At 37.3% G+C, this 26,870-nt stretch carries 15 protein-coding genes; 2 read left to right on the plus strand and 13 right to left on the minus strand.

The genetic code is table 11. From position 1 onward, the window contains the following. Together KZH69_RS01795 and KZH69_RS01800 are read left to right on the plus strand one after the other, a co-directional pair. A partial coding sequence (locus tag KZH69_RS01795) for a PKD-like domain-containing protein (protein WP_219315751.1) occupies positions 1 to 1,724 on the plus strand: 1,724 nt, incomplete at its 5' end. 493 nt (positions 1,725 to 2,217) lie between these two features. Next, positions 2,218 to 5,400, plus strand: a complete 3,183-nt coding sequence (locus KZH69_RS01800; RefSeq protein ID WP_219315752.1) for a starch-binding protein — start codon at positions 2,218 to 2,220, stop codon at positions 5,398 to 5,400. A 238-nt stretch (positions 5,401 to 5,638) separates the two neighbouring features. Here KZH69_RS01800 and KZH69_RS01805 read toward each other — a convergent pair whose 3' ends face one another. From KZH69_RS01805 to KZH69_RS01865, 13 genes are all read right to left on the minus strand, one after another. Beyond that, positions 5,639 to 6,829, minus strand: coding sequence for an aldose epimerase family protein (locus KZH69_RS01805; protein ID WP_219315753.1), 1,191 nt, complete (start codon positions 6,827 to 6,829; stop codon positions 5,639 to 5,641). 380 nt (positions 6,830 to 7,209) lie between these two features. Next, the gene (araA, locus tag KZH69_RS01810) at positions 7,210 to 8,718 is read right to left on the minus strand and encodes an L-arabinose isomerase (RefSeq protein WP_219315754.1); all 1,509 of its coding nucleotides are present in this window, start codon (positions 8,716 to 8,718) and stop codon (positions 7,210 to 7,212) included. Positions 8,719 to 8,812: 94 nt separating this feature from the next. Then, positions 8,813 to 9,514: an L-ribulose-5-phosphate 4-epimerase gene (locus tag KZH69_RS01815; RefSeq protein ID WP_219315755.1), complete on the minus strand. Its 702-nt coding sequence runs from the start codon at positions 9,512 to 9,514 to the stop codon at positions 8,813 to 8,815. Further along, positions 9,498 to 11,189, minus strand: a complete 1,692-nt coding sequence (locus KZH69_RS01820) for a ribulokinase (RefSeq protein WP_219315756.1) — start codon at positions 11,187 to 11,189, stop codon at positions 9,498 to 9,500. Before KZH69_RS01820 ends, KZH69_RS01815 begins: the two co-directional genes overlap by 17 nt. 165 nt (positions 11,190 to 11,354) lie before the next feature. Further along, positions 11,355 to 13,337: an alpha-L-arabinofuranosidase family protein gene (locus tag KZH69_RS01825; RefSeq protein WP_219315757.1), complete on the minus strand. Its 1,983-nt coding sequence runs from the start codon at positions 13,335 to 13,337 to the stop codon at positions 11,355 to 11,357. Between the two features lie 69 nt (positions 13,338 to 13,406). Continuing rightward, positions 13,407 to 15,371, minus strand: coding sequence for a glycoside hydrolase family 127 protein (locus KZH69_RS01830; protein WP_219315758.1), 1,965 nt, complete (start codon positions 15,369 to 15,371; stop codon positions 13,407 to 13,409). Between the two features lie 187 nt (positions 15,372 to 15,558). Continuing rightward, positions 15,559 to 16,539, minus strand: coding sequence for an arabinan endo-1,5-alpha-L-arabinosidase (locus KZH69_RS01835; RefSeq protein WP_219315759.1), 981 nt, complete (start codon positions 16,537 to 16,539; stop codon positions 15,559 to 15,561). A 108-nt stretch (positions 16,540 to 16,647) separates the two neighbouring features. Continuing rightward, complete coding sequence (locus KZH69_RS01840; RefSeq protein WP_219315760.1) at positions 16,648 to 17,643, minus strand: glycoside hydrolase family 43 protein; 996 nt, start codon at positions 17,641 to 17,643, stop codon at positions 16,648 to 16,650. Positions 17,644 to 17,719: 76 nt separating this feature from the next. Then, complete coding sequence (locus tag KZH69_RS01845; RefSeq protein WP_219315761.1) at positions 17,720 to 19,342, minus strand: arabinan endo-1,5-alpha-L-arabinosidase; 1,623 nt, start codon at positions 19,340 to 19,342, stop codon at positions 17,720 to 17,722. A gap of 10 nt (positions 19,343 to 19,352) precedes the next feature. Continuing rightward, positions 19,353 to 20,900, minus strand: a complete 1,548-nt coding sequence (locus KZH69_RS01850; RefSeq protein ID WP_219315762.1) for an alpha-N-arabinofuranosidase — start codon at positions 20,898 to 20,900, stop codon at positions 19,353 to 19,355. Positions 20,901 to 20,953: 53 nt separating this feature from the next. After that, on the minus strand, positions 20,954 to 21,949 hold the full coding sequence (locus KZH69_RS01855) for an arabinan endo-1,5-alpha-L-arabinosidase (RefSeq protein WP_219315763.1): 996 nt from the start codon (positions 21,947 to 21,949) through the stop codon (positions 20,954 to 20,956). Between the two features lie 142 nt (positions 21,950 to 22,091). Then, complete coding sequence (locus KZH69_RS01860) at positions 22,092 to 23,672, minus strand: RagB/SusD family nutrient uptake outer membrane protein (RefSeq protein ID WP_219315764.1); 1,581 nt, start codon at positions 23,670 to 23,672, stop codon at positions 22,092 to 22,094. 29 nt (positions 23,673 to 23,701) lie between these two features. Further along, positions 23,702 to 26,749 (minus strand): SusC/RagA family TonB-linked outer membrane protein, encoded by a 3,048-nt coding sequence (locus tag KZH69_RS01865; RefSeq protein ID WP_219315765.1) that lies wholly within the window; start codon positions 26,747 to 26,749, stop codon positions 23,702 to 23,704. Positions 26,750 to 26,870 lie beyond the last annotated feature (121 nt).

Here is a 26,870-nt window from a genome sequence, read left to right on the forward strand (position 1 = left end):
TAACGTATACTATAAATTCAGGAGTAAATCAAAGTATTGTTTTGGATGCTGCAGGAACAGCTTTATTGCCAACGGGCAATTTAACGTCTACTGCAAGTTATGATTTGGTAAGTGTGTTGAATTCGGTAACGAGTTGTTCACAAACCCAGGTGGGTAATGCTACAATAAGCATAAACCCATTGCCGATTGCTGATTTTACTGGGTCAACGGCAATTTGTTCTGGAAATAGTACTGCCATAGTATTGCTAAGTACAATTCCAGGGACTACATTTTCGTGGAATGCAGTTCAAAATAATGTAACAGGAGCAACATCCAGCAGTGGAAGTGTAATTAATCAAACGCTTATGACAACTGGGAGTAACATGGGACAAGTTGTATATAATGTAACGCCAATGGTTGGAAGTTGTATGGGATTACCAAAAATGATAACAATAAATGTAAGTCCTGTTCCCGATGTTATAGAAAACACTGCAAAGAAATCACTATGTTCTGGTGAAACAACAAGTATTGATTTAACTAGCGCAATAATGGGGACTACATTTTCTTGGACTGCTAATGCTACTGGAGTTACAGGAGCTACTGCTGGAAGTGGTAATGAAATAATACAACTGCTTTCCAATGCAGGTTTTGTGCCAGGAACGGTAGATTATGTTATAACACCTTCAGTTAATGGCTGTCTGGGTACGCCTATTACTGTTGTAATATCGGTTAATCCTCTGCCTGAAGTTTTGGGAACACCTCCAGGAACAATTTGTAGTGGGTATAGTACTAATATTACCTTGTCTCCAACTATTGCAGGAACTACTTTTGATTGGACTGTTGCTCAGGTTGGAGTTACTGGTGCAATCGATGGTACGGGTAATGTAATAAATCAAATTTTAGAAGCTACAGGGAATTCTCAAGGGAATGTAGTATATACAATAAAACCTAGTCTTAATGGATGTATTGGTAATCCTTTGGATATTATTGTAAATGTGAATCCCTCTCCAAGACCAATACTTGAAGATGGTGTGATTTGCGTTGAACAAGCGACTGGAATTGCCTATAAAACATATATATTGGATTCAGGATTAAATGCGTCTAAGTATAATTTTCAATGGTATTTCAATTCATTACCTATTAGTGGAGCATCTTCTAGCACTTTTGCAGCTGCTCAATCTGGGGATTATAAGGTGCAAGCGACTAATAATATCACTGGTTGTGATGCAACATCTGAAACAGCAAAAGTGATTGCTTCTTTTCCAGGATTGGCTATTACAACTAATCAAACAATGGCTTTTTCTGATAATGCAACAGTTGAGGTTATTGTTACCGGAGGGAATGCTGTTTTCGAATATCAATTAGATGGCGGTTCTTTTCAATCTTCGAATGTGTTTGATTATTTAAAAGCTGGTCCACATACAGTAACAGTTGGAGATGAAAATGGATGTACCAATTTAACTCAAAACTTTTTTGTAATAGGTTATCCTAAATTTTTCTCGCCAAACGGGGATGGACAGAATGATTCTTGGAATGTTGAAGGATTAGAAGGGCAGCCAAAATCAATTATTTATATTTTTGATCGATATGGTAAACTCATAAAACAAATTAGTCCAACTGGGGAAGGCTGGGATGGTACTTATATTGGACAGCCTTTGCCTGCTACCGATTATTGGTTTACAGTTGATTTTACTGAACAAACGGAAAACAAAACATTTAAGGCGCATTTTTCTTTGATACGGTAATATTGAAATTAAGGAATTTCTATAATAATTTAGATGTTCAGTTTTGATTTCAGATTGGAAATGCAATATGCAATTTGTTGTTCTGTGAAATTGTAAAAATTGGTGATTGTGTTGTATTTCGAGGTCATTTTTAAAGAAGTTTTGCAGTTATTAAAAAGAATGTTTTTTTAAAAATCTTTAATAGATCAAAGACAGTATTATAAGAAGTTTTTGAAAAATAGAGATTAGATTTATATCCATTAAGGATCAAAACTGTGATAAGTTTTGGTCCTTTTTTGTTTTAAATGAGTCTTACTATTTGTTTTTTTTAAGTAATTGATATTCATTCTATTGTTTGTTGATTTAACTATTTGTTAACAATAGTAGTTACTACAACGTTTGAGTGTTCATTAGTGTAAAAATAGCGATGAATTAAAATTAAATATTTAAAAAATTATGATTTTTATTATTAATTTCATACAATATTAACCCAAATTAAACTAAAATTAACTTTATGAAATTAAAACATTATTTTTCGATGTTATTCTTTTTTCTTTTCCATTTTATTGTTTTTTCACAAGCAAAAGCAACTGGGAAAGAGGTAATGATCCAGGGTTTTCACTGGACTACTGATGTGTCAACAACCAAATGGTATGATGTTGTCAAAAGTAACTCGTCTACTTTGCAAGCCGCTGGTTTTGATGCTATTTGGCTTCCACCACCCAGTAAATCTACTGGAGGTATGGGCTATATTCCTACTGTATGGTATGATTTGAATAATGCGCAAGGTACTCAAGCCCAATTAGTGTCTTTGATAGCTGATTTGCATTCAAAAAATATCAAAGTGATTGCGGATATTGTAATCAATCATCGTGGAGGTACACTTGGTTGGTATGATTTTTCTACACCATCCTGGAATACACCTACTGAAACTTGGTCTATCTGCAATACTTCTAATATTAGTTCATCTGGACAAAAGGGAACAGGTGCACCGGATTATGACCCTGTAGCAGCTGGTTTGAAATCTCCGGGAGAATCAGGTTCTTTTGCTGCGGCTAGAGATTTAGATCATTCCAACTCATTGGTACGAGATGGAATCAAAACATGGATGAATTGGTTGAAAAATGATATCGGTTTTGATGGTTGGCGTTATGATTTTGTGCATGGATATGATGGAAAATATATCAAAGAATACAATGATGCAACCAATCCGTATTTTTCTGTTGGAGAATTATTAGAGGGAGATAGAAGCCGAATTGTAAAATGGATGGATTATACTAAGGGCGGTACTGCAACAGCATCTTCTACTGCTTTTGATTTTGCTACCAAAAGCGCTTTGCAAAATGCATTTAAGGATAACAATTTGAGTTACCTAAAAGATGGTTCTGGTAAAGCTTCAGGACTAATAGGGGTATGGCCTTCAAATGCTGTGACTATGTTAGATAACCATGATACAGGTCCAAAACCTTATGGGCAAGATTTATGGATTTTTCCTGGAGATCAAGTATTAAAAGGATATGCTTATTTACTGACACATCCTGGTACGCCAATGGTTTGGTGGCCACATTATTTTAATTGGGGTATCAAAAACGAAATAGATGCAATGATTAAAATACGAAAAGATAATGGCTTAAGCAGTACTTCAAATTTGAATATAGTTGCTGCCACAAATAATTTGTATGCGGCCATTATTGATGATAAAGTAGCTATGAAATTGGGTTCTGATAATTGGTCACCGTCTGGAACGGGTTGGATTTTGAAATTATCAGGAACTGGTTTTGCAATCTGGGATAAAGGAACTGTGGTTGATGTTCCAAGTTTGACAATTTCTCAGCCCGGGGGCACATTTGCTACAGGAACAACCGTAAGTACAGTATTAACGGCTAATAATGCCGCATCTACAATATATTATACTTTGGATGGTACAACTCCGACTACTGCATCAGCTTCTGCTGTTGGAACAAAAACGTTTTCTATTACTACCAATACTACTTTGAAAGCATTTGTAAAAAATACTGCCAATGTAAGTTCTACAGTTTATACAGAGACTTATACATTTGCAACAATTCCAACATTTACAGTTTATTTTAAAAAACCAACAACATGGGGTTCAACAATTAATGTTTATTATTGGACTCCTACAGGAACAGCTCCAGTAGTGGCTTGGCCAGGAATTGCCATGACAAAAGATTGTGGCGATTGGTATAAATATACTTTTCCTTCTACAGTAAGTGCTAGTAATTTGTTGTTTAACGATGGAACATTAAAAACTGCTGATTTAACAGCAACTGCTGGAATTAAATATTATGATAGCGCATGGTTGAGTGGAGAACCAGCCAATAGATGTCCTGTTGTTGCGCCTGATTTAACAATTTCACCAGTAGGAGGAAACTTTACAACAGGAGCTACAGTAAGTGTGGTTTTGACTGCCAATGTAAATACTTCAACTATTTATTACACGTTGGATGGAACAACTCCTACTACATCTTCAGCATCTGCTGTTGGAACAAAGACACTTCCAATAACGACTAATACTACACTGAAAGCATTTGTAAAAAATACAGTTGGTACTTTATCTGCAGTAAAAACAGAGACCTATACTTTTACAACGCCAACAACATTTACGGTTTATTTTAAAAAGCCAACAACTTGGAATTCTGCTGTTAAAATTTATTATTGGGGAACCACAGGTACAACTCCTGTAGTGGCTTGGCCAGGAGTAGCCATGACACAAGATTGTGGAGATTGGTATAAATTTACTTTTCCATCTACAGTTAGTGCTTCTAACATAATTTTTAATGACGGTACTTTAAAAACTGCTGATTTAACTGCGACAGCCGGAACTAAATATTATGATGCCGCGTGGCTGAGTGCGGAGCCAGCGAATAGATGTCCTATAATTGCACCTAATTTGACAATATTGTCAGCAGGGGGAACATTTTCTACAGGAACAGCAGTAAATGTAGTTTTAACTGCTAATGTTAATACTTCGACGATTTATTATACTTTAAACGGTACAACTCCTACTGTTTCTTCGCCATCAGCTGTTGGAACAAAAACACTTTCAATTACTGCCAATACTACTGTAAAAGCATTTGTAAAAAACACCGCTGGAACATTATCTGCTATAAAAACAGAGGTTTATACTTTTGTTGCCATTCCTACTTTAACGGTTTATTTCAAACCACCAACTACATGGACAGTAGTGCCAAAAGTGCACTATTGGAATGCAGTTCCAGCCGGAAGTGTGGCGAATACAACTTGGCCAGGAGTGACTATGGTTGCAGATGTTAATGGTTTCTATAAGCATACTATTACAGGACCAACATCCCTTAATTTGATTTTCAATAATGGCTCTAGTGGCACAGCTAATCAAACAGCTGATTTATTGAACAAAACAAATGGATATTCTTATACTTGGGGAGCTAGTACTGCTAAATTGGGACTTAAAGAAGAGGTTACAGCTGAAATGACAACTGTTTCACTATATCCAAATCCAGTGAGTAGCTTATTGCAAATCAGTTCAAGTTCTACTGCTTTGGATTATCAAATTTTTGGAATGAACGGAAGTATTGTTCAAACTGGAAAAACAATAAACAACACTATTGATTTAAGTAATTTAAGCGATGGTATTTACTTTGTTAAGATTCATTTTGAAAATGGACTAGAACACCAACAAAAAATTATTAAGAGATAAACAATAATTTCTTATTAATGAAATGGCTCAAATCGTTTATACGGTTTGAGCTTTTTTTTAACAAATTGTGAAATCGGTAGTTTTCAATTTTAACTTAATAAAATATATTTTTCTAATGTTGATTATTAAAAAAAACCTCGGAAGCATATCCTCCCGAGGAACTTAAAACCAACATTTGTCAGCTTCTAAACTAGATATTCAACAAATAACCAAATTATATGATAGCTAGTATTTTAAATTACTTAACCGAAAATTTAAAAGTTGTTTTTGTTTTATAATTTTCTCCTGGACTTAAAACGGTCGTAGGGAAATCTTTTTGATTGGGTGAATCTGGGTAATGTTGTGTTTCCAGACAAAAACCAGTTCTATGGGCATAAGCTCCGCCGTTTCTCATTGGTAAAGTCCCGTCTAGGAAGTTACCGGAGTAGAACTGAATTCCCGGTTGATCGGTATATACTTCCAATAGTCTTCCGCTTCCTGCGTGGTAAGCTGAAGCTACTAAACGATCTCCTTTACCTTGGTTGTTCAGCACCCAGCAGTGGTCGTAACCTAGTCCTTTTTTGAGTTGATCTTCGTTAGTATTGATTTCTTTTCCAACCAATTTAGGTTTTCTAAAATCGAATGGAGTATTGGTTACATCCGTCAATTGACCTGTTGGGATAAGCGTTGCATCTACAGGAACCAATTTGTCTGCATCAATAGTGATTTCGTGATCCAAAATTGGTTTAGAGAAATCAGATGACAGATTGAAATACGAATGCTGTGTTAAGTTCACCACCGTTTTCTTATCGGTAGTAGCTTCATACAACACGTCCAATGCATTGTCTTTTTTCAAAGTGTAAGTAACATAAACCGTCAAGTTTCCAGGATAACCTTCTTCCATGTCTTTGGCTACATACTTCAATTTTAGAGAAGCTGAGTCTCCGCCTTTAGCTTCCTCGGCAGTCCAAACCACTCTGTGGAAACCTTCCGGTCCTCCGTGCAAAGCATTTGGCTCGTTGTTGATAGCCAATGAATATTGTTTTCCGTCTAAAGTAAATTTACCTTTCGCAATACGGTTTCCGTATCTTCCGATAAGGGCGCCAAAATAAGGATTGGCTTTTTGGTATTGTTCCAATGAATTAAAACCAATCACCACCTCTTCGGATTTACCCGCTTTGTTTGGCACTTTCAAAGAAGAAATAATACCGCCATAAGTAATGATATTTACTTCCATGCCTTTGTGGTTTTTCAGCGTGTATTGGTCTATTTGCACCCCTTTGTCGGTTTTTCCATATACCGATTTTGCTATAGATACTGAATCTGTAGCGTTAGCTTCTATGGCAGTTTCTTCTCCTGCCTCTGCTTTTTTCTCTCCTTTACACTGTACATTCATACTTGCTAAACTTAAAATGGAAATTCCATAAATACAACGTTTTACTAGATTCATATATTTTTATTTTTTTAATTCTATAAACAAAATTATTTTTTGGGCGTGTCCCTTCGTAAAAACTAAGGGTCGTGCTGTACGTCCCCGCTTTTTTTATTTATCAATTGCCTCGGGTTTAAACCCGAGGCAATTGATAAATAAAAAAGAACTCCACTGCCATCACTCAAGCGAAGCAATATCAACATATTTAGTTAAAGGATCTAGTGTCAAGGTTGTCTCTTTGAGTATCGGATTCTTATAAATCCTCACAGTTTGTCATTCCGAGGCACGAGGAATCACATTACGTGAGTCACAAGTGTGATTTCTCCTTCGTCGAAATGACATAGACTACTCGAAAAAACTACATCAGAGCTTTTACAAAACAAGCCAGCTTTTAGTTATTACAAACCATGCTGAAACAAATGAAAATAAGCTTCATTAGCATTGATAGTATCTTTGAAATTGCGGATGGTCGTATCTGCATCGATTACTAATAATTCTATACCAGCGATATCGGCAAAATCTTCCATAAATTCAGTAGTCACCGCTTGGCTGTAAACTGTATGGTGTGCACCGCCAGCAAGGATCCACGCAGTAGCGGCTACATCAAGATTTGGTTTGCAATCCCACAATACACGCGCCACCGGAAGTTTTGGCAATTCAGCCATTGGTTTTACCGCAGTAACTTCGTTTACGATTAATCTAAAACGAGTTCCCATATCCACAAGAGATACGTTAATGGCATCGCCAGCAGGGGAGTTAAACACCAAACGAGCAGGATCTTCTTTACCGCCAATTCCTAATGGATGTACTTCGCATGATGGTTTTCCATCAGCTATAGATGGACAAATTTCAAGCATGTGCGATCCCAAAACGTATGATTTTTGAGGTGTGAAGTGGTACGTATAATCTTCCATGAATGAAGTTCCTCCTTCAAGTCCCACATTCATTACTTTCAATGCTCTAACCATTGCGGCCGTTTTCCAATCCCCTTCACCACCAAAACCGTAACCATCGGCCATTAAGCGCTGTGTTGCAATTCCAGGCAGTTGTTTCCAAGCGCCTAAGTTTTCAAAAGTGTCTGTAAATGCTCCAAAACCTCCTTCTTCTAAGAAAGCTCTCAATCCCAATTCGATTTTTGCCGCATCCGCCAAAGATTGTCTTTGTGCTCCGCCTTCTAAAAGAGATGGAGTTAAGTTATAAGAAGCTTCGTAAATTGCCAATAAATCAGCCAGTTGTTTGTCGGTTACTTTCTCGATATGTTTAGTCACATCCGATGAATCATATCCGTTTACAGAAACTCCAAAACGAATTTGTGCTTCTACTTTGTCTCCTTCGGTAACGGCAACTTCTCGCATATTATCACCAATACGAGCTACTTTTAGATTTTGAAGTTCATTCCATCCTAGAGCCACTCTTGTCCAGTTTCCTATTTTGGTTTGAACGCGTTCGTCTTCCCAGTGTCCTACAATCACTTTGCGTTTTTTACGCATTCTGGACATGATAAAACCAAATTCTCTGTCGCCATGAGCTGATTGGTTCAAGTTCATGAAATCCATGTCGATTGAAGCCCAAGGAATTTCAGCATTGAATTGTGTGTGCAAATGGCACAATGGTTTGTTCAAAATACTTAAACCGCCAATCCACATTTTCGCTGGCGAGAACGTGTGCATCCAAGCCACGATTCCAATACAGTTTTTATTGGAATTTGCTTCCAAACATACATTCATTATTTGCGCTGGAGATTTTACCACATCTTTGTATACCAATTTCACTGGTAATTTCCAAGAGGCATCCAATCCTTTCGCTATTATTTGCGAATGTTCGGCTACTTTTCTTAGCGTTTCTTCACCGTATAATTCTTGGCTTCCTACTACAAACCAAATTTCTTTTTGAGATATATCTATCATTATAATATTTTTTTAAAATTGTTTAAAGTTTAAAATTGTTTAAAGTTTCGTTTTAGTTTAAACAACTTTAAACTAAAGAAACCTTAAACTAAAATTATTGCCCGTAATACGAATCTTTTCCATGTTTGCGTTCGTAATGCTTTTTGATTAAAGAATCTTTCAATCTAGGTGCATTAGGGTTAATTTGTAAAGTCAGATAGGCCATTTCGGCTACAACTTCAAGTACTTTACTGTTGTAAACTGCTTTGGCTGCGTTTTTGCCCCAGGTAAATGGCCCGTGATTGCCTATCAATACCATTTCGACTTCTTCGTAGGAAAGTTTTTTTTCTTTGAAACAATCCAAAATCTGAATTCCGGTGTTGTGTTCGTAGTTTCCTTCGATAAGTGAATCGGCCATTGGGGCTGCACAGGGGATGTCAGACGTTAAGTGATCGGCATGAGTGGTTCCAAAAATTGGAATGTCTTGTTGTGATTGTGCCCAAGCCACTGAATAGGTCGCGTGAGTATGTGCCACACCACCAATGTTTGGCCAGTTTTTATATAAATAAGCATGTGTTTTGGTATCCGAAGAAGGACGCATATCGCCTTCGATAATGTTGTTGTCAAAATCGACAATAACAATGTCTTCCGGTTTTAGATCTTCATAAGGAACTCCGCTCGGTTTAATGGCAAAAACTCCATTTTTGCGATCAACGGCACTGACGTTTCCAAAAGTGTAAACTACCAAATTCAATGCATTCAACTGCATATTCGCTTCGTAGCATTCTTGCTTTAAATCTTTATATATAGAGCTCATGTTGTTGTTTTTTGATGGATGGATCGGCGAAAGCACTTAATTGATCGTACGCCAAAAGCAATTTGTTGTAAGCGGCTACTTTGTCGAGTTGCGGAGCATATTCACTTTCAAAAGGGCTTCCCATTTTTTGAGCCGCTTCAATTACATTTGGATAAATTCCAGCAGCAACGGCAGCATAAATTGCGGCTCCCAATGCAGGTGCCTGATCTGACAAAGCTACTTTGATGGGTTTGTTCAATACATTAGCTAATGTTTGCATGATGAATGGCGATTTACGAGCCACACCACCAATACCGATTACGGTGTCAATGCGAACGCCTTCTTCTTCAAAGCGATCTACAATTTTTTTAGAACCAAAACAAATGGCATTTACCAATGATTTGAATACGTGCGGTGCTTTTGTTCCTAAAGATAGATTTGCAATGGCACTTTTAAGTTCTTGATTCGCATCTGGAGTTCGTCGCCCATTAATCCAGTCCAATGCTACTGGAACACTTTCTGATAAAGGAATTCTTTCTGCTTCTGAAGTTAATTGTATGATCAAATTGTCGCTGATTTCTGCTTTCAATTGTTCTTTTTGTTCGTCTGTCAAAAGGGTAGAGGTGGCCAATAAATTTTCGGTTGGCCATAATAATAATTCTTTGTACCAAGCTAACAAATCGCCAAAAGCAGATTGTCCCGCTTCTAATCCGATATAGCCTGGAATTACAGAGCCATCTACTTGACCGCAGATTCCGCGAACTGTTTTTGTTCCAATGGATTCTTTGGTATCCACAATAATATCACAAGTTGAGGTTCCCATAACGCGAACCAAAGTGTGTTCGTCTATTTTGGCTCCCACAGCTCCTGAATGTGCATCGAAAGTTCCTACTGCAATAACAGTGTTTGTTGAAAGCCCCAATCTGGTAGCCCATTCTTGGTTTAAATGACCTGCAACCAAATCAGAAGTATAAGTTTCATCGTATAATCTTCCGCGTAGCGAAGCCAAATACGGATCTAATTTTTCTAAAAATTCCTCTGGAGGCAACCCGTTCCAGTCTTCGTGCCACATCGCTTTGTGACCCGCGGCGCAACGGCTTCTTTTAAACGATTTTAAGTCTTTATTGTCAATTAACAAATAGGTCATCAAATCGCAATGTTCCATCCATGTATAGGCTGCTTTTTTTACAGCTTCGTCTTGTCTGGCAACGTGAAGAATTTTGGCCCAAAACCATTCAGATGAATAAATTCCCCCTTCATATTTAGTGAAATTTTCTCCTCCCCAGTTGGCCGCCAATTCATTGATTTCGTTGGCTTCATTTATAGCTGTGTGATCTTTCCATAAAACCATCATGGCATTGGGATTATGTTCAAAACCTTTGGTCAGTGCCAATGGAGTTCCATCTTCGGCAACCGGTACTGGTGACGATCCTGTAGTGTCGATGCAAATGCTTCGAATAAGCGAAGGGTCTACTTTACTATTTTCGACTACATATTTTATGGTAGTTTCCAACCCTTCGATATGATCCAAAGGATGTTGGCGAAACTGATTTATAGCCGCATTACAATATTCTTTATTTTTCCAGCGCTTGTAGTCACAAACGCTTGACGCTAACTCCTGTCCATTTTCAGTGTCTATCAATACTGCACGAACAGAATCTGAGCCATAATCTAATCCTATTACATAATTTTTCATCACAAATCTTTTTTAAGATGTACAAATATATAGATAATTATTTAATAAGTGTATAAAAAACACTTAATATATTTTGCATTGTAATCCTCTTCAAACCTCAGTTTTACAAGGGTTTGCGTAATAACGAATAAAATAAATGTTATTTAAACATTTATTTCGATATTTTTATTTCATTTTTAACTTCAAAACAGTCACAGAATAGGCAGGAAGGTTCAATGATGCTTTCTCGCTTTTCAAGATATATTCGCTTTCTGTTGGACTTATTTTTTTAGGCGAAGCAAATGAATTTTCGTCTTCCAGTTTTGGGCTCTTCAGTGTAATAGCTGTTCCTTTTGGTTGAAATTTGCTTCCTTTTAAATCAATTGTAATGTCTTGCGCTTTCGCAGAAGTGTTGACCACTTTCACAATAACTTCTTTGGTAGTAGCATCTTTCACCGCCGATGCGAACAAATCGTTTTGGCCAGTAACTGCTTTTCCATCTTTGGTTATCGATAATAAATCGGTTCCTTTATTGTTGGCAAATAATTTTTGCACATAATAATTTGGTGTACCAAAGGATTCTAAATTATTGAACCAAATCATATCCGGTGTCCATTGCCAACCTTCTTCGTGAGCAAATAAAGGAGCATACGAAGTAAGATGAACTACTTCAGCGTTACGTTCCATTCCAGTCATAAAAGCGGCTTCAGAAAAAGCACATTCCCAACTGTTTTTGTTGTCAGGACTTGCAATGGCTACTGTTTGTGCTGCATATTCTCCAGCGAAAATTTTTGGTCCTTTACGATCGTAATTATCGTAACGAGTTGCGTTTTCTCTAAACCATTTTGGATCTTTATAATAATGCTCATCTATGATTTCGGCATTCAATTTTTTAAGTTCCGATTGTGCATACTCAAAATAATCTCCTTCCGGAAATGGTCCGCTGCCTGAAACAATCGTGATTTCCGGGTGTTTCGATTTGATTGCTTTTTCGAATACTTTATAACGCTCGATATAATCTGTTCCCCATTGTTCGTTTCCTACTCCAATAAATTTCAGGTTAAATGGTTTTGGGTGACCCATATCGGCACGTACTTTTCCCCATGGAGTATCAATTCCACCATTGGCAAATTCAATTAAATCAATCGCGTCCTGCACATAAGGATCCAGTTGATCCATAGGTACTAATTCTCCAGTATTGAACTGACAGGCCATACCACAGCTTAAAATTGGCAGGGGAGAAGCTCCAATATCTTCGGATAATTGGAAATATTCAAAAAATCCCAGTCCGAAAGATTGAAAATAATCAGGTGCTGGTTTGTGTGCAAATTCAGTATTCCAACGGTTAACTAAGATTTCTCTATTGTCAACTTGTCCAACAGTTTTCTTCCATTGGTAACGTTCTACAAGAGTTCTTCCCTCAACTATACAACCGCCTGGGAAACGCAAGAAACCTGGTTTCATGTCATAAAGTAGTTGAACTAAATCTTTGCGAAGACCATTTTTTCTGTTATTCCAAGTGTCTTCTGGGAATAAAGAAATCATGTCCAAATCGATAGTTCCAGTTCCTTCAAAAGTAAAACGCAATTTTGCTTTCGCTTCAGTAGCTGTTGGAATAAGCTGTGCGGTATATTCTTTCCATTCCGAAGTTGTAGGAACAACACTCGTTTCGCCTAAAATTTTATCATCTTTTCCAATGAATTGAATAATGATCTTCGAAATGTTTCCAGCTTCTTTGGATGCTTTTAGAGTCAAATTGTATTTTGCTCCGCTTTTAATTCCCATTCCTCTGAAACCTTCATTGATGATTTCATAGCCTTTAGCATCTTTTACCGTAATTCGGCAATAATTATGATTGGTTCCTTTTTTCGAAAATTGAACAGGAACTGCGATTCCAGATTCGGTATTGTAATTATGTTTGTCACTTTTTGGCTGTTTCCAACCCATCAAAGGATCGTCAAATTCGAATGAACGGTTTTTTACCATTTCGGCATACAAACCACCATCGGCAGCAAAATTGATGTCTTCAAAAAAGATACCATACATTGTTGGCTGAATTTTGGTAATGGTTTTAGTGGTATTGACTTCAAGAGTTGTTTGCGCTTGGGAATATATTCCATTTAGCAAAAGGCCGCAAAGGGTTATTTTGGTGATTAAATTCGGTTTCATGTTTCCTTTTATTTTTTTATTTAGTTCAAAAACTAGACTCTCAGTAATTTAGAATCTTAGCATCTTAATTTATTTTTTTAAATCAATCCAAACTTTCATTTTTCCAATGCCTCTATTCGACCAGGAATAATATGGGATGGCTTTTAATTTATCAGTTTGGATAGTATTTACGCCTTCCAAAAGGTTATTTTCTTTGACAACTTTGAAAGTGTCATTAGCATCGATAGTGATTTTGTCAAAGTTGGTTGGATTGTCTATTTCCTCAATAGCATACACAATTGGGCCGTATTCTAATGCTACTTTCCCGATGTTGCCTTCTACTTTGGTGTTGGTTACGACTTCTTTTACTTCCATTGGGAAATTTAGGTTTAGGATATCACCTTTTTTCCATTTTCGAGTAATGCTAATGTATCCGTCATTGCTTTTGTAAATGAAAGGAATGCCGTTAACAGTTACTGAGGTCACAATTGCCGAAGCTGATTTATAACTGTATAAATCTCCCGGCAAAACTTGGTTTCTGGCCCAACTCGGAATTCTTAATTTGATAGTAAATTCATTTTCTTTTTTTGGAGAAACAGTTAATGTCACTGTACCATCCCATGGATAATTGGTTTGTTGTGTGATTTCTAATTCGGTTTTGTCCAATGTGATTTTTGCAGTATTCGAAGCGTATAAATTCACATAAAGAACGTTTTTGCTAGTAGAATAAATCAATCCCGGAATTGAAGGAATAAAACGAATCAAATTGGTTGGGCAACAGGAACAATCAAACCACGATTGACGGGTGCAAGAACCTCTGTTGTTTTTGTGTATTCCATCTGATTCAAGTGCATTTGGATAGAAAAATTGTTTTCCGTCTAATGAAATTCCGGAGATTAAACCGTTGTATAAAGAGCGTTCAATTACATCAAAATAATCTGAATTTCCGGTCATGTTGTGCAATCGATGGTTCCAATATACGTCGCCAATGGCGGCGCAAGTTTCGTTGTAAGCTGTTAGGTTGGGTAATTCATAGTTTTTTCCAAAGGCTTCTCCGTCATGTATGGCGCCAATACCGCCCGTGATGTACATTTTTTTGTTGACCATGTTTGTCCATAAATCATTCACCGCATTCAGATAGTTTTGATCGTTGTATATTGCGGCAATATCAGTCATTCCTGCATACATGTAAACGGCTCTCACGGCATGGCCAACCGCTTCTTTTTGTTGGATAACTGGAATGTCGTCTTGTGCATAAGCACCGTATAATTTATGGTTTTTTGGATTTCCTCTGTTGTCCAGAAAGTATTTGGCCAAATTCAAATAGGATTTGTTGTTGGTAATTCGATAGAGATTTACCAAACCAGTTTCTACAATTTGATGACCTGGAACGCCGTGAATCTGATCTGGATTATTTCCAAATGTACGCACTAACATATCGGCAGTTTTGATGGCGATGTCCAAGAAGTTCCTTTTTCCGGTTGCTTCATAATGTACTACTGCAGCTTCTATCATATGGCCAGGGTTGTACAGTTCATGGCTGATTTGGAGGGATTTCCAACGCTTTCCTTCAATAACAGGTACCCACGGTGCTGGTGGTTTGGCTGGATTTATGGTTCTCCAAGTGGTTAAATAACCGTCTTTTTCCTGACCAATTTTGATAATGCCAATGAGGGAGTCCAATAACTTTTCCAGTTCTGGGTTGGGTTCACTTATCAAGGTATTCGAAGCGCCTTCTATAATTTTGTATACATCAGTATCGTCAAAAGGCATTTGTCCTTTTACTTCGCCTTTCATTTTACCGCCTGCAATCAGGAAATTGTCCAGACGTCCTTCTTCTTCACATTTATGAATGGCGTATTCTATGGTTTTTTCCTGAACCTTTTTGATGATGGGTAACCAAAAGGCATCTGTTAGTTTTACATTTTTAATGTTAACGGGTGTAATGGGATATTCTGCATTTTTGGTTGCTGTATTCTGAGCATTCATTGTGCTTGAAAGTGAAAATGAAGCAATCAGAAGCAATGCGTTGGTTTTTAGATTAAAAATTTTCATAAACGGTTTTTATTAGCAATGTGCAAGATAAATAAAATAAGTGTATAAAATACATTTTAAAATAATTTTAAATGCACCAAGAATTTAAAACGCTAAATTTCTTAGACTATGTAGATAATTTTAACATGAGAATAATTTTTTTTGACTTAGTCCCGATAGCTATCGGGATAGCCACTTAGTATCTTCCTCAAAGTATTGGCCATAAATTAGCATCCCATTGTAATTGTTTTACTTGTAGTATTGGCCTTCCGTTTTGTTTGGCATCATAAGCGTGAAAAACAATATAATCTTTACCATCAAAAGTGTAGGTGCTGTTGTGTCCAGCTCCGAACCAGTTTTTGTCTCCTTGAATTAATAAGGTTCCGCCACCTTCGGTTAATAATTTTCCGTCTTTGTCAACGTAAGGGCCAGTAATTGTTTTGGATCTTCCAACGACTACTTTGTAGGTACTTTTTTCTCCTCGGCAACATAGATCCCATGACAGAAATAAGTAGTAATAGTCATTTTTCTTAAATACAAAAGGAGCTTCGAGTGCGCCATCTCCTGGATCGGCATCGGCTAGTTCGAATGTTCTTTTGCGTTTGGCAATCGTATGCCATTCCTGTGGTTGTGCGATAGATTTTAAATCAGGATTCAGTTTTACCATTTTCAAACCTTCCCAAAAAGAACCGAAAGCCAACCAAGGCGTATTGTTTTCGTCGAATGTCAAATTCGGATCGATGGCATTCCAAAGGTCTCGGTTGGGAATAGATTGGATAACAATTCCCTGATCGACCCATTTGTAAGCAGGGTCTTTTGGATCCAAAGTAGTATTGTTTGTCACCCCAATCGCCGAAGTATTTTTTGCGAAAGCGGAAACGGAATAATACAGATAGTAGGTGTTGTTGTGAAAAGAAATGTCCGGTGCCCAAATGTGATTGTCAAAATTGGGAACAACTACATCCACCCAAACTGGTTTTTCTTTGAATATTTGAGGTTCCGGATTCCAATTTTTTAAATCTTTCGAACTGAATGCACTGATGCCTTTTCCGGTACAGTATAAATAATAAGTGTCTTTTTGCTTGATCATTACGGGGTCATGAACGGTAATGTCTTGAGCAAATGAGGTTGTCCCCAATAGTACAAGTAAGAGGGAAAACAGCAGTTGTATTTGTTTGTGTAATTTCATGTTTATTTGTTTTAAACCATATAAGTCATTTAAGAAAATGTGAGTTTGGCTTTTTTTATTAATACAGTTAATGTAATTCCGATTCTGTGACGGCCTACTGAAATCTGCCTACTTAGTTATCCCCTCCGTTGTCATAATCACTCTTTTCATGCTGCCGTCCTTATTGTAATACAAGCGATCTACACAAACCGATCTTCTAAAACTGCCACCATTGGGTTGGGTTGCGCCATTGTGGTATATGAAATACGATTTTCCCTTGAAATCAATAATCGCCTGATGATTGGTGTTGGAATTTCCTGCGAGTTCGTTCAAAATGCCTTTGTATTCCCAAGGCCCGTTGATGGATTTACTCATGGCATAGGCAATTTTCTCAGGAAACTGATAGGCATACGATAAGTAATACCAATTATTGTGTTTGTGTATCCAAGGTGCTTCGGTGTAATTGGGTAAAGTGATAGTTTGAATTGGACCATCGAGTTCTGTCATGTTGGCTTTTAATTTGGCATAGTGGCAAACCGTATTACCCCAAAATAAATAAGCCTGTCCATCATCATTTATTAGTACCGTTGGATCAATATCGTCCCAGCTAATATTGGTTTGGGTTGTCATGTCATTTGTAACAAGTGCTTTTCCGAGTGCATCTTTGAAAGGTCCCGTTGGACTGTCTGAAACCGCAACACCAATGGCTTTTCCATTAATAGTTTCGTGTTCAACAGTAATATACCAGTAAAATTTTCCATTACGCTCAATAACTTGTGCTGCCCAAGCATCGGCTTTTGCCCAAGCAAAGTCAGTCACTTTCAACGGAACTGGATGCTCTTGCCAATGCACCATATCCGAGGTGGAATAGACCAACCATTCGTTCATTTTATAAAAATTAAAATCATTTGGCGCTTCATCATGCCCAGCATAGAGATAGACTTTGTCTTTGTAAACCAAAGCGGCTGGATCACCAGTGTATTTGTCTTTGATGATCGGGTTGTTGATTAGTGTTGTTGGATTCGGTTTTTTGCCTTTGGCTGAAGCCGAAACAGCATCCTGAGCCATTGTTTTGGAAGACGAAACAAGTGCCAAAAGCGATACCGTTATGATGGTGTTTTTCATTTTCTTTAAATTGAAATTTGCTTAAAATCAAAACCCTTTTTTAAACATTAAAAAAGGGTTTTGATTGTCTAAAAGATTAATTTATTTTTTTGCCCCACACTGGTACGCCGGCTCCTGTAAGTCCAGAATAGGTTAGTGTTACTTTGCGAGTGGCACTTTCCCAATCCCAAGCATCGCTTACTTTGCATTTTACTCCGTTTACGGTCAATGTTTTGTTGGTGCTGTCATACGACCAAGTCCCGGTTGCACCGCCACTTACTTTTTTGTCGGCGGTCAAATAGATAGTTGACGATTTTTGAATGACTTTGTATTGGTAATTTATGGTAATTTGTTCCCATGTTCCAATAAAAGAAGCCTCGGTAATGGTAGTAACGGGAACGCCAGCATAACGTTCGGGAGCAATTACTGGCCATCCATCTTCCGTCCATTGGATTTCGCGAACATGTCCCATCATTATAGCATTGGAAACATTGATTCCTGCAACACCTTCGGGTAAACGTGCTTGTGAAGCATAATACCATTGTTTTGTATCTGGGTTTTGGAAAACGGCACAATGCGAAATTCCAACCCAGCCCGTATGATTATTGAAACCGTAAGGATGTGTCAGCATCGGCCAGCAATCGGCTCCAGCCGTAACATTGGCTCCATTAATTCCAACGTAAGGTCCCATAATATCTTTGGAGCGACAAACTCTAGTGTTGTAGGGAACATCCAAACCATCATAGGCTAAAAATAAATAGTAATAACCAGTAACATCGTTGTAAATAATCTCTGGACCTTCTGACGCTTGCCAACGACCGGTCGCACTACGTGTAGCAATGCGGGTTCCATAATCGCTTAATGTTTTCAATTGATCTGGCTTTCCTGTAGTTGGATTTAGTTTAATAGCGGCAATTCCTGAATGCCAAGAACCATAAATTAAATACTGCTCTCCAGAAGGTGTTTCTATAAAACTCGGGTCAATAGCATTGAATTTGAAATAAGCATCTTCCCAATTTCGAGTACCTGTAAAGGAATACGGCTTTAGCCCATCAGGTTCTGAACAAACTACCATTCCTTTGTCTACCCAAACATTGGATGCTAAATCATCGGTTTCGGCCAAACCAATAAAGGCTCTTTCTGACCAAGAGTTATCAAAGCTAGTTCCAATTATCGGGTTGTCAACCACAATGCTATAATACATACGGTATTTGTTGCCTACTTTTCGAACACATGGTGCCCAATAGCCATAATTTGGACTTGTAATAGCAGGTAATATAGGGTTCATTCTGGCTCTTTTGTTGTTCAAAGAATCTTTTACCCATGCTGGTGCCGTTGTCATTGAAGAACCCATAAATTCCCAGTTAATAAGGTCTTTGGAACGTCTGTAGAAAAAATGTCCGTGTCCATCCGTCGCATTTCCGTACGAAGCATCGGTTTGATACATATAATAATAATCACCACATTTTGCTACTGACGGATCGTGTACGTTGGCCAAATTCCATTTTGAGTTACTGCCCCAAGACGAAATTGAGGAGTAGTTATCAGCATAAGTAGGCCCAGGAAAAGCAACTGGTGTAGGTGTTGGTGTAGGTGTTGGTGTCGGCGTTGGCTCCTGTGTAGGATCATCCCCTTTGGAGCAACTGCCCAACGAGACTGCCACAGTTAGTACAAGTACTAAATAGCATGCTACTCTTACAATGGAATTTGATTTTTTCATGGTGAATCGTTTATTTGCCTTCTAACATTATAACTGAGAAAGGAGGAATGTTAACTGTAAGTTTTCCTTTTTTAACATCAAAACCTTTGAAAGCAACAGGTTGAATTTTTGTTGGGTTATCAAATGAATTGAAATCTTGAAGCTTTGATGAAGTTATAGCCTGACCAGTAATGGATTTGATGCCAAGTTCATTAAGGTCAATCTCTACGGTATTTTCTTTTTTTGAATCCACATTTACTAATGAAATATGAATCAATCCTTTTTTATCTTTCGAAGCCGAAGCTGATAAGGCAGGAAGTGTTTCATCTTTATAAGCATATAGTGGTGATTTTATGGTGATAGGTAATTGTTGCGCATCTTGATGTACACTATACATTTGCATTACATAATAAGTTGGCGTCAAGATCATTTTGGCTTTATCGGTAAGGATAACCGCTTGCAAGACATTAACACATTGCGCTAAGTTAGCCATACGAACTCTGTCTGCATGATTATTGAAAATATTAAGAGTTGACCCAGCCAAAACTGCATCTCTCATTGTGTTTTGTTGATACAGGAATCCAGGATTTGTCCCTTTTTCCACTTCATACCAAGCTCCCCATTCGTCAACAATCATTGCCACTTTTTTCTCTGGATCATATTTATCCATAATTGCGGAGTGTTTGGTAACTAATTCTTCCATTTTCAATGCGGATTTCATCGTTTGAAAATATTCAAATTCTGTGTAATCCCTATCATCGCCTTTTTTTGCCCAATCGATTACTGCATAATGGTGTACTCCAACTCCTCCTAGCATATTTAGCGGAATGTCTTTCATTAAGGTTTCAGTCCAATTATAATCGGCACTATTTGATCCAGAAGCAATTCGGGTCAAACCTCCTGTGTTCTCCCAATCAGACATGAAAGTGGCAAATTTTCGATATTCTCCAACATAATAATCGGCGGTCATATTTCCTCCACATCCCCAAGCTTCATTTCCAATTCCCCAGAATTTAACTTTCCAAGGTTCAGTTCTTCCATTTTTTTTACGCAAATCACTCATCGGGCTTTTACCGCCAAAGTTGGTATATTGTACCCAGTCTGACAGTTCTTGTACAGTTCCGCTACCTACGTTTCCGGATAGATAAGGGTCAGCACCAAGTGTTTCGCACAAATTCAGAAAATCGTGTGTTCCAAAGCTATTGTCTTCGGTAGTTCCTCCCCACCATTGGTTTACAATTGTTGGTCTGTTTTCTTTTGGGCCAATACCGTCTTTCCAGTGATACGTATCTGCAAAACAACCACCAGGCCAACGAAGGTTTGGAATTTTTAATTTTTTTAAGGCATCAATAATATCGTTACGAACACCGGCTGTATTGGGTATTTTGGAAGTATCACCAACAAAAAAGCCACCATAGATGCACCTTCCTAAATGCTCTGCAAAATGGCCATAGATATTTTTGTTAATAGTTGGAGCATTTGCAGTATTTTTTATGGTAACTACTGTGGTTTCTTTTTGTGCAAAACTCGTTTGGCTGCAAAAAACAATAAGGGTTAAGTATAATAAGATTTTTTTCATAATGTTTCAATTTATAAAGGGAGGAGTTTTTTACCTCCCTCTAAATTTTATTTTTAGTATGTAATAGTTGGCCAGCCTCCTGACCATGTAAAATTAACGATTTCCAATTTAGGATTTCCGCTATCGGCACCGTCATAATAGTGAACAGAACCTTTTTGAGTGCCTACAATTCTGGAGATATGTCCAGGGCCAATATAATTTCCCATTGTTTTTAATACTGTTGTGCCTCCACCACTTTTTAGTGAAACTCCATTTTTATCCACAAATGGACCAAAAGGACTAGTAGAGCGTCCTATCACAATATAGTAAGTGCTGTTTGCCCCTTGGCAACACGCGCCACGATTGGCAAACATATAATAGTAACTACCTTCTTTAATCAAGCAAGGTGCTTCCCAACTAGCACTACTACCGCCAGCAACAATTGTTTTGTTCCCAGTTGTTTTACCAGTTAAAGGGTCAATTTTTATAACACCAATTCCTGCATGAAAAGAACCGTAGGCCATGTAAACATTGCTTCCATCTACCAAAATCGATGGGTCAATAGCGTTAACATCAGAGGATGAAGAGGAAGAGACAATAACGCCTCTATCGGTCCATTTTGTTCCTGCACTTTGCGAAATGGAAGGAGCAGTAACCAAGCCTATTGCTGAGGTAGCCGATCCAAAAGTAGAACAGGAATAATACATATTCCATCGATTATTAAACCAAGCTATATCAGGTGCCCAAAAGGTTTTGGTAAAGCCAGACACATAGCCTGTTATCCAACTTGGAGTGGAGTTAAAAACTGATGTTCCCCAAGACCAATTTATTAAATCTGTTGAATAGGTCATAGGAATATAGTCTCCAGTTGTAAAAACATAATAATTCACGCCACTTTTTACAATGGTGCTCGGATCATGGGATGGAACATTTCCTGCAACTGTTTTTGCTGTTAAATGGGATGTTTGAGTAATTTGTGTTGTAGCGACTGTTTCGGTGCCTATATCCTCTTTTTGGCAGCTTAGAAGCCATAAACTAAACAGAGCAATAATGGTTATTTTTTTAATCATAATTTTAAAAGTTAAGTGTTGTATTTTAAAAAATACTCAATGCTTTTACAATTTTATTCTAAGGTATAAAATCACGTGGTATCCTTAATCTAGGGCTACCACATGATTTTAAAAACTCAACTAACTCAAACTAAATATTATATTAATAACTTGGATTTTGTGTCATTCCAGGGTTATTGTCCATGTCTAATTGTGGTATTGGGAAATATTCTCTTCCAGGAGCAAACGAATTAAATTCTGCATCTCTAGCTTTTAACCATGCTAGTTTGGTTGGGTTTTCCAACCATCCCCAACGGCGGATATCGTTAAAGCGATGTCCTTCAAGAGCGAATTCCAAGAATCTTTCGTGTGCAATCTGATCTCTCATGGAAGCTTGGCTTAGTCCTGGTTTTGCAGTGCTTAAATTTGGCAAGCCTACACGGTCTCTCACCATTTGTATGTATGTATATGCTCCCTGAGTATCACCTGTTTCATTCAAACATTCGGCATACATTAACAATACATCAGCATAACGTAACAAACGCTCATTAATTCCCGAACGCCAGTCATATTCATTAGGATAAGCACCATCTGAATTTTCGTATTTAGCGCAGAATATGTCATTTAAATCTAAAGGACTATTAGCATATTTGGTTGCGAAATCTACCCCATACAATTGCATTCCTCCAGGTTTGTTATAGAACATAGTTGCATCCAAACGTGGATCTACAGCTCCAGCAGCTGTTTTTTCAATATGGAAATCATTAAATAATGCCCAAGTTGGCTGTACATCTACAAATCCAAAATCTCTTGCTCCATACGTAATTGCTCTTGCGGTAGTTTTTCTCCAAGTGGCATTTGGTTCTCCGCCCCAGCTTTCAGTAGTTCCGCCAGCATCTCTACTAAATTGAACCTCGAATAAGGATTCTGAATTATTTTCGTTGGTATCAGTAAAATTATCACGATAGTTTGCTGTTAATGAGTAAATACCTAAATCAATTACTTGTTTGAATGTTGTTTTAGCATTTGTAAAATCTTTGGTAAATAAATAAGCTTTTGCTAAATACCCAAGAGCAGCCCCTTTGGTAGCTCGCCCTTTTATTGTCGCTCCATTTGAATCTTTGGTGTCGATACCTTCTATTCCAGCATAAGTAGTTGGCAGCAGATCAGCAGCGGCCTTAAAATCGGCAATTACTTGAGCCCATCCTTCTGCTTGACTTTTTTGTGGATTATAAAGCGTAATTTCTGTAGGTATTGGTACATTTTTAAATAAGTTTACGGCATGAAAGAGATACAAACCTCTTAAAAAATATGCCTGGCCAAGGAGTCTGTTTTTAAGTGCAGCATCGGCCATATCAATTTTCGGAACATTTGTCAGTACTTGATTGGCTCTATAAATTCCTTGATAATACATTTCATAGGCCCAGCCATAAATTGCGGCATCAGATACATTTGAGTTGAAACGGCCTACATTGGCCATCGCACCCCACGGACTGTTGCTTCTGGAATCGTCACTTTTTGTGTCCAGCATTAAAGGAGTACTCCTCATATAAGTTCCGTCTGCTACTAAACATCCATAAACGGAATTAACACCTTCGAGAGCATCTTTTTCTGTTTTCCAAAAATTGCCTGAAGAATCAACATTTGGATCTGTTTGTAATAAATCATCATCGTTTACACAACTTGCAGTTACAGCAGCAATGCAAATGAATCCAGCTAGATATTTATATATTTTATATTTCATTTTGATTCGTTTTTAATTGTTGACTAATTTTAAAAAGTTACTTCAAGTCCTAGAGAAAGAGTTCTTGGATTTGGGAAAGAGCCTGCATCATATCCTCTAGAAATTAATCCGTCGTTACTGTTAAAATCTGGATCGTATCCTCTATATTTAGTAAGAGTTAATAAGTTTTGACCATTAATATAAACTCTTGCTTTTTGCATAAAAAAGTCTGTAGGAACCGGGATTTGATATCCGATTTCCATAGTCTGTAATTTCAAGTAGTCTCCTTTTTCAATAAAACGATTGGAATCTCTGGCATTTGCATTCGGGTCTCCAATGATAGGACGCGGAACATCAGTATTTGTATTTGTTGTTGACCAATAATTAAGCTCATCTGTATGGTGATTACCATAGTCTCCCCTCATCAAATCGCGATACATTGCATTGAATACCATATTTCCGCCAGCACCTTGCCAGAACATTGAAAATTCAAAGTTTTTGTATGATGCTCCCAAGTTTATTCCATAACTGTATTTTGGGATTGTAGTTCCTTGATACGTTCTGTCTGCATCAGTAATTTTTCCGTCACCATTTTGGTCTTTGAAACGAATATCCCCTACGCCAGCATTTGTTTGAATAGGACTTGCAGCTAATTCTGTAGGATTTTGGAAAATTCCGTCCGTTTCATAAGCGAAAATTTCACCAATTGATCTTCCTACTTCTGTTTTTGAAGCCGCTCCATAAATTGGGTTTCCGTCAATTCCAATTTGTAAAACCTCATTTTTAAGCGTTCCTAAGTTGGCTGAAATATTGTATTTAAACTCATGGTCATTATTAGCATAAGAAGCTGTAAACTCTAAGCCGCTGTTTTTAACAGCACCAGCGTTTGTTACTACGTTTGCTGGGAAAGCTCCTGCAGAGTAAGGTAGTGGTACACCAAGCAATAGATCACTTGATTCTTTAATAAAGTATTCTGCAGAGAACTGTACACTGTTATTAAGAAATCCTAACTCCAATGCAACATTGGTACTTTTGGTTTCTTCCCAGTGTACATTAGGATCAATTGCTCTTACTACTGTAGTACCAGGTGCATATTCGTTGTTAAAATCATAACCTGCAAATCTGTTTACAGTTGGTGCATAAGCATATATACCAATAGTGTTGTTTCCTAAAATACCGTAACCAGCTCTTAGCTTAACATTACTTACCCATTCTGGCAAGTGTAAGAATTCTTCATTGCTAATTTTCCAAGCACCAGAGAATGAATAGAAGTTTCCTGTATTGTTTTCTGGGCTGAAAAGTGAGGTTTTGTCTTGTCTAAAATTCCCTTGAACGAAATAACGGTCATCGTACGAATAATTGATTCTACTCAAGTAAGAGACACCTGTAATTGTGTTTTCATATTCGCCAGTATTAATCTCGTCAGCATACTGGAGTTTACTAATTTCTCCAGGAGTGTATCCTTTTCCTGTTGAGTAATGATTGTAGTTGTCAGATCTTTCTTGAACCCAACCTGCTAATACATCAAATTTATGTTTACCAATAGTTTTTTCATAAGTCAACAAATTATTCAAGAATGTTCTTGATTGACTTCCTGTAGCTACATCAAGTGAAGCTTCTGAATTTTCAGTAACATAGTACCATCCTAATTCAAATGGAGGAACGAATTTTCGATCGGTCCAATCTACCCTGTCAAAACTGGCATCAATTTTATACTTCAATCCTTTTACAATTTCGATTTCACCCCAAATATCACCAATGAAACGATTTCTCTTTCCACTGTTATCTATTAAGTTATTGAATCCTATAACATTCATAGATATAGCTCTTTGTGTAAAACTATCCGTTCCGCCATATCCTCCTAAATTATTTTCATCATAGACAGACATTGTTGGGATTGCAGTTAATAAACTTTGTATTGCAGATTCGCCTACATAACTGTTAAAGCTTTCTTTATCTGATTGAGTGTATCCGATTTTTGATCCGTATTTAAATTTTCCTTTTTTACCTGACAGATTCAAGTTAGTTGAAATTCTTTCATAATCTTGAGGAGAATTTACATAGCTGGTATTTTTGAAATAATCTATGTTCATGTTGTATGTCATAGTTTCGGCGCCACCGCTAAAAGTTAATGCTTGATTGTTGATTACTCCAGTCTGGAATGCTTCTTTTTGCCAATCAGTATTTACATTATTAATAAAGTAAGGACTTGTTGAGTCATTTCCAGGGGCAGTTGGAATTTTTCCAGCATTTGTTTCTGCAGCATTTGTGATGTTTTGATAACCTTCTCTGTCTGTTAAATCCCATTTAGTTGGTACTGTCTGAAGTCCAAGTAAAGATTTGTATTTCACTTCAAATTTTCCTTGTTTACCTTTTTTGGTAGTGATAATGATTACTCCATTGGCTCCACGAACACCATAAATTGCAGCCGAAGAGGCGTCTTTTAATACTTGCATCGATTCGATATCACCCGGGGCAAAATCGTTTGGACTATCAACAATCATTCCGTCAATTACAAAAAGAGGGTTGTTGTTGGTAAAAGAAGAAATCCCTCTAATTTTTACGTTAACGTAACCTCCTGGCTCTCCTGACGATTGTACGGTTACTCCCGCCACTTGTCCTTGCAGCATTTTGGCGGGATCATAGGTCGTAATGGTTTTGGCTTCTTTCATGTTTACCACACTTACAGATCCTGTTAAATCAGCTTTCTTTTGTGTCCCATAACCTACCACAACTACTTCATTTAGTTTGTTAAGGTCTTCTTTTAATGCAAAATTGATAAGTGTGCGGTTGGCAATAGTTACTTCTTGATTTTTATAACCTATGTATGAAAATACAAGTACATCTGTTGGTTTTGCTTGAATTGAATATTCTCCGTCAAACCCTGTAGATGTTGCTGTTGTTGTTCCTTGTACTAATACATTTACACCAGGAAGAGGCATGCCGTCTTTTTCGGAGGTAATTTTTCCTTTTATAACATTGGCTTGTTGTGCCGATGCATTATACGTAGTGAAGAGTATCACTACTAATGCTAATAGCCATTCTTTTTTAGGCAATAAAAAACTGCAATAAAAAAATAATCTGTGGTTTGTTGTCATATTGATTGCATTTTGGTTAATTATAAGTGTAGTTTTTACATTTGTAAATTTAAATAAAAAAAAAGCACAAAAACAAATTAATCTGATAAAAAAAGCTTCCAAAAAAAATGGATATCCTAAA

This window comes from Flavobacterium taihuense (assembly GCF_019351435.1).
GTDB lineage: Bacteria > Bacteroidota > Bacteroidia > Flavobacteriales > Flavobacteriaceae > Flavobacterium > Flavobacterium taihuense.

Coding starts and splice junctions, on each gene's coding strand:
- KZH69_RS01800 (WP_219315752.1), top strand. CDS start 2,218: ATGAAATTAAAACATTATTTTTCGATGTTATTCTTTTTTCTTTTCCAT.
- KZH69_RS01805 (WP_219315753.1), bottom strand. CDS start 6,829: ATGAATCTAGTAAAACGTTGTATTTATGGAATTTCCATTTTAAGTTTA.
- araA (WP_219315754.1), bottom strand. CDS start 8,718: ATGATAGATATATCTCAAAAAGAAATTTGGTTTGTAGTAGGAAGCCAA.
- KZH69_RS01815 (WP_219315755.1), bottom strand. CDS start 9,514: ATGAGCTCTATATATAAAGATTTAAAGCAAGAATGCTACGAAGCGAAT.
- KZH69_RS01820 (WP_219315756.1), bottom strand. CDS start 11,189: ATGAAAAATTATGTAATAGGATTAGATTATGGCTCAGATTCTGTTCGT.
- KZH69_RS01825 (WP_219315757.1), bottom strand. CDS start 13,337: ATGAAACCGAATTTAATCACCAAAATAACCCTTTGCGGCCTTTTGCTA.
- KZH69_RS01830 (WP_219315758.1), bottom strand. CDS start 15,371: ATGAAAATTTTTAATCTAAAAACCAACGCATTGCTTCTGATTGCTTCA.
- KZH69_RS01835 (WP_219315759.1), bottom strand. CDS start 16,539: ATGAAATTACACAAACAAATACAACTGCTGTTTTCCCTCTTACTTGTA.
- KZH69_RS01840 (WP_219315760.1), bottom strand. CDS start 17,643: ATGAAAAACACCATCATAACGGTATCGCTTTTGGCACTTGTTTCGTCT.
- KZH69_RS01845 (WP_219315761.1), bottom strand. CDS start 19,342: ATGAAAAAATCAAATTCCATTGTAAGAGTAGCATGCTATTTAGTACTT.
- KZH69_RS01850 (WP_219315762.1), bottom strand. CDS start 20,900: ATGAAAAAAATCTTATTATACTTAACCCTTATTGTTTTTTGCAGCCAA.
- KZH69_RS01855 (WP_219315763.1), bottom strand. CDS start 21,949: ATGATTAAAAAAATAACCATTATTGCTCTGTTTAGTTTATGGCTTCTA.
- KZH69_RS01860 (WP_219315764.1), bottom strand. CDS start 23,672: ATGAAATATAAAATATATAAATATCTAGCTGGATTCATTTGCATTGCT.
- KZH69_RS01865 (WP_219315765.1), bottom strand. CDS start 26,749: ATGACAACAAACCACAGATTATTTTTTTATTGCAGTTTTTTATTGCCT.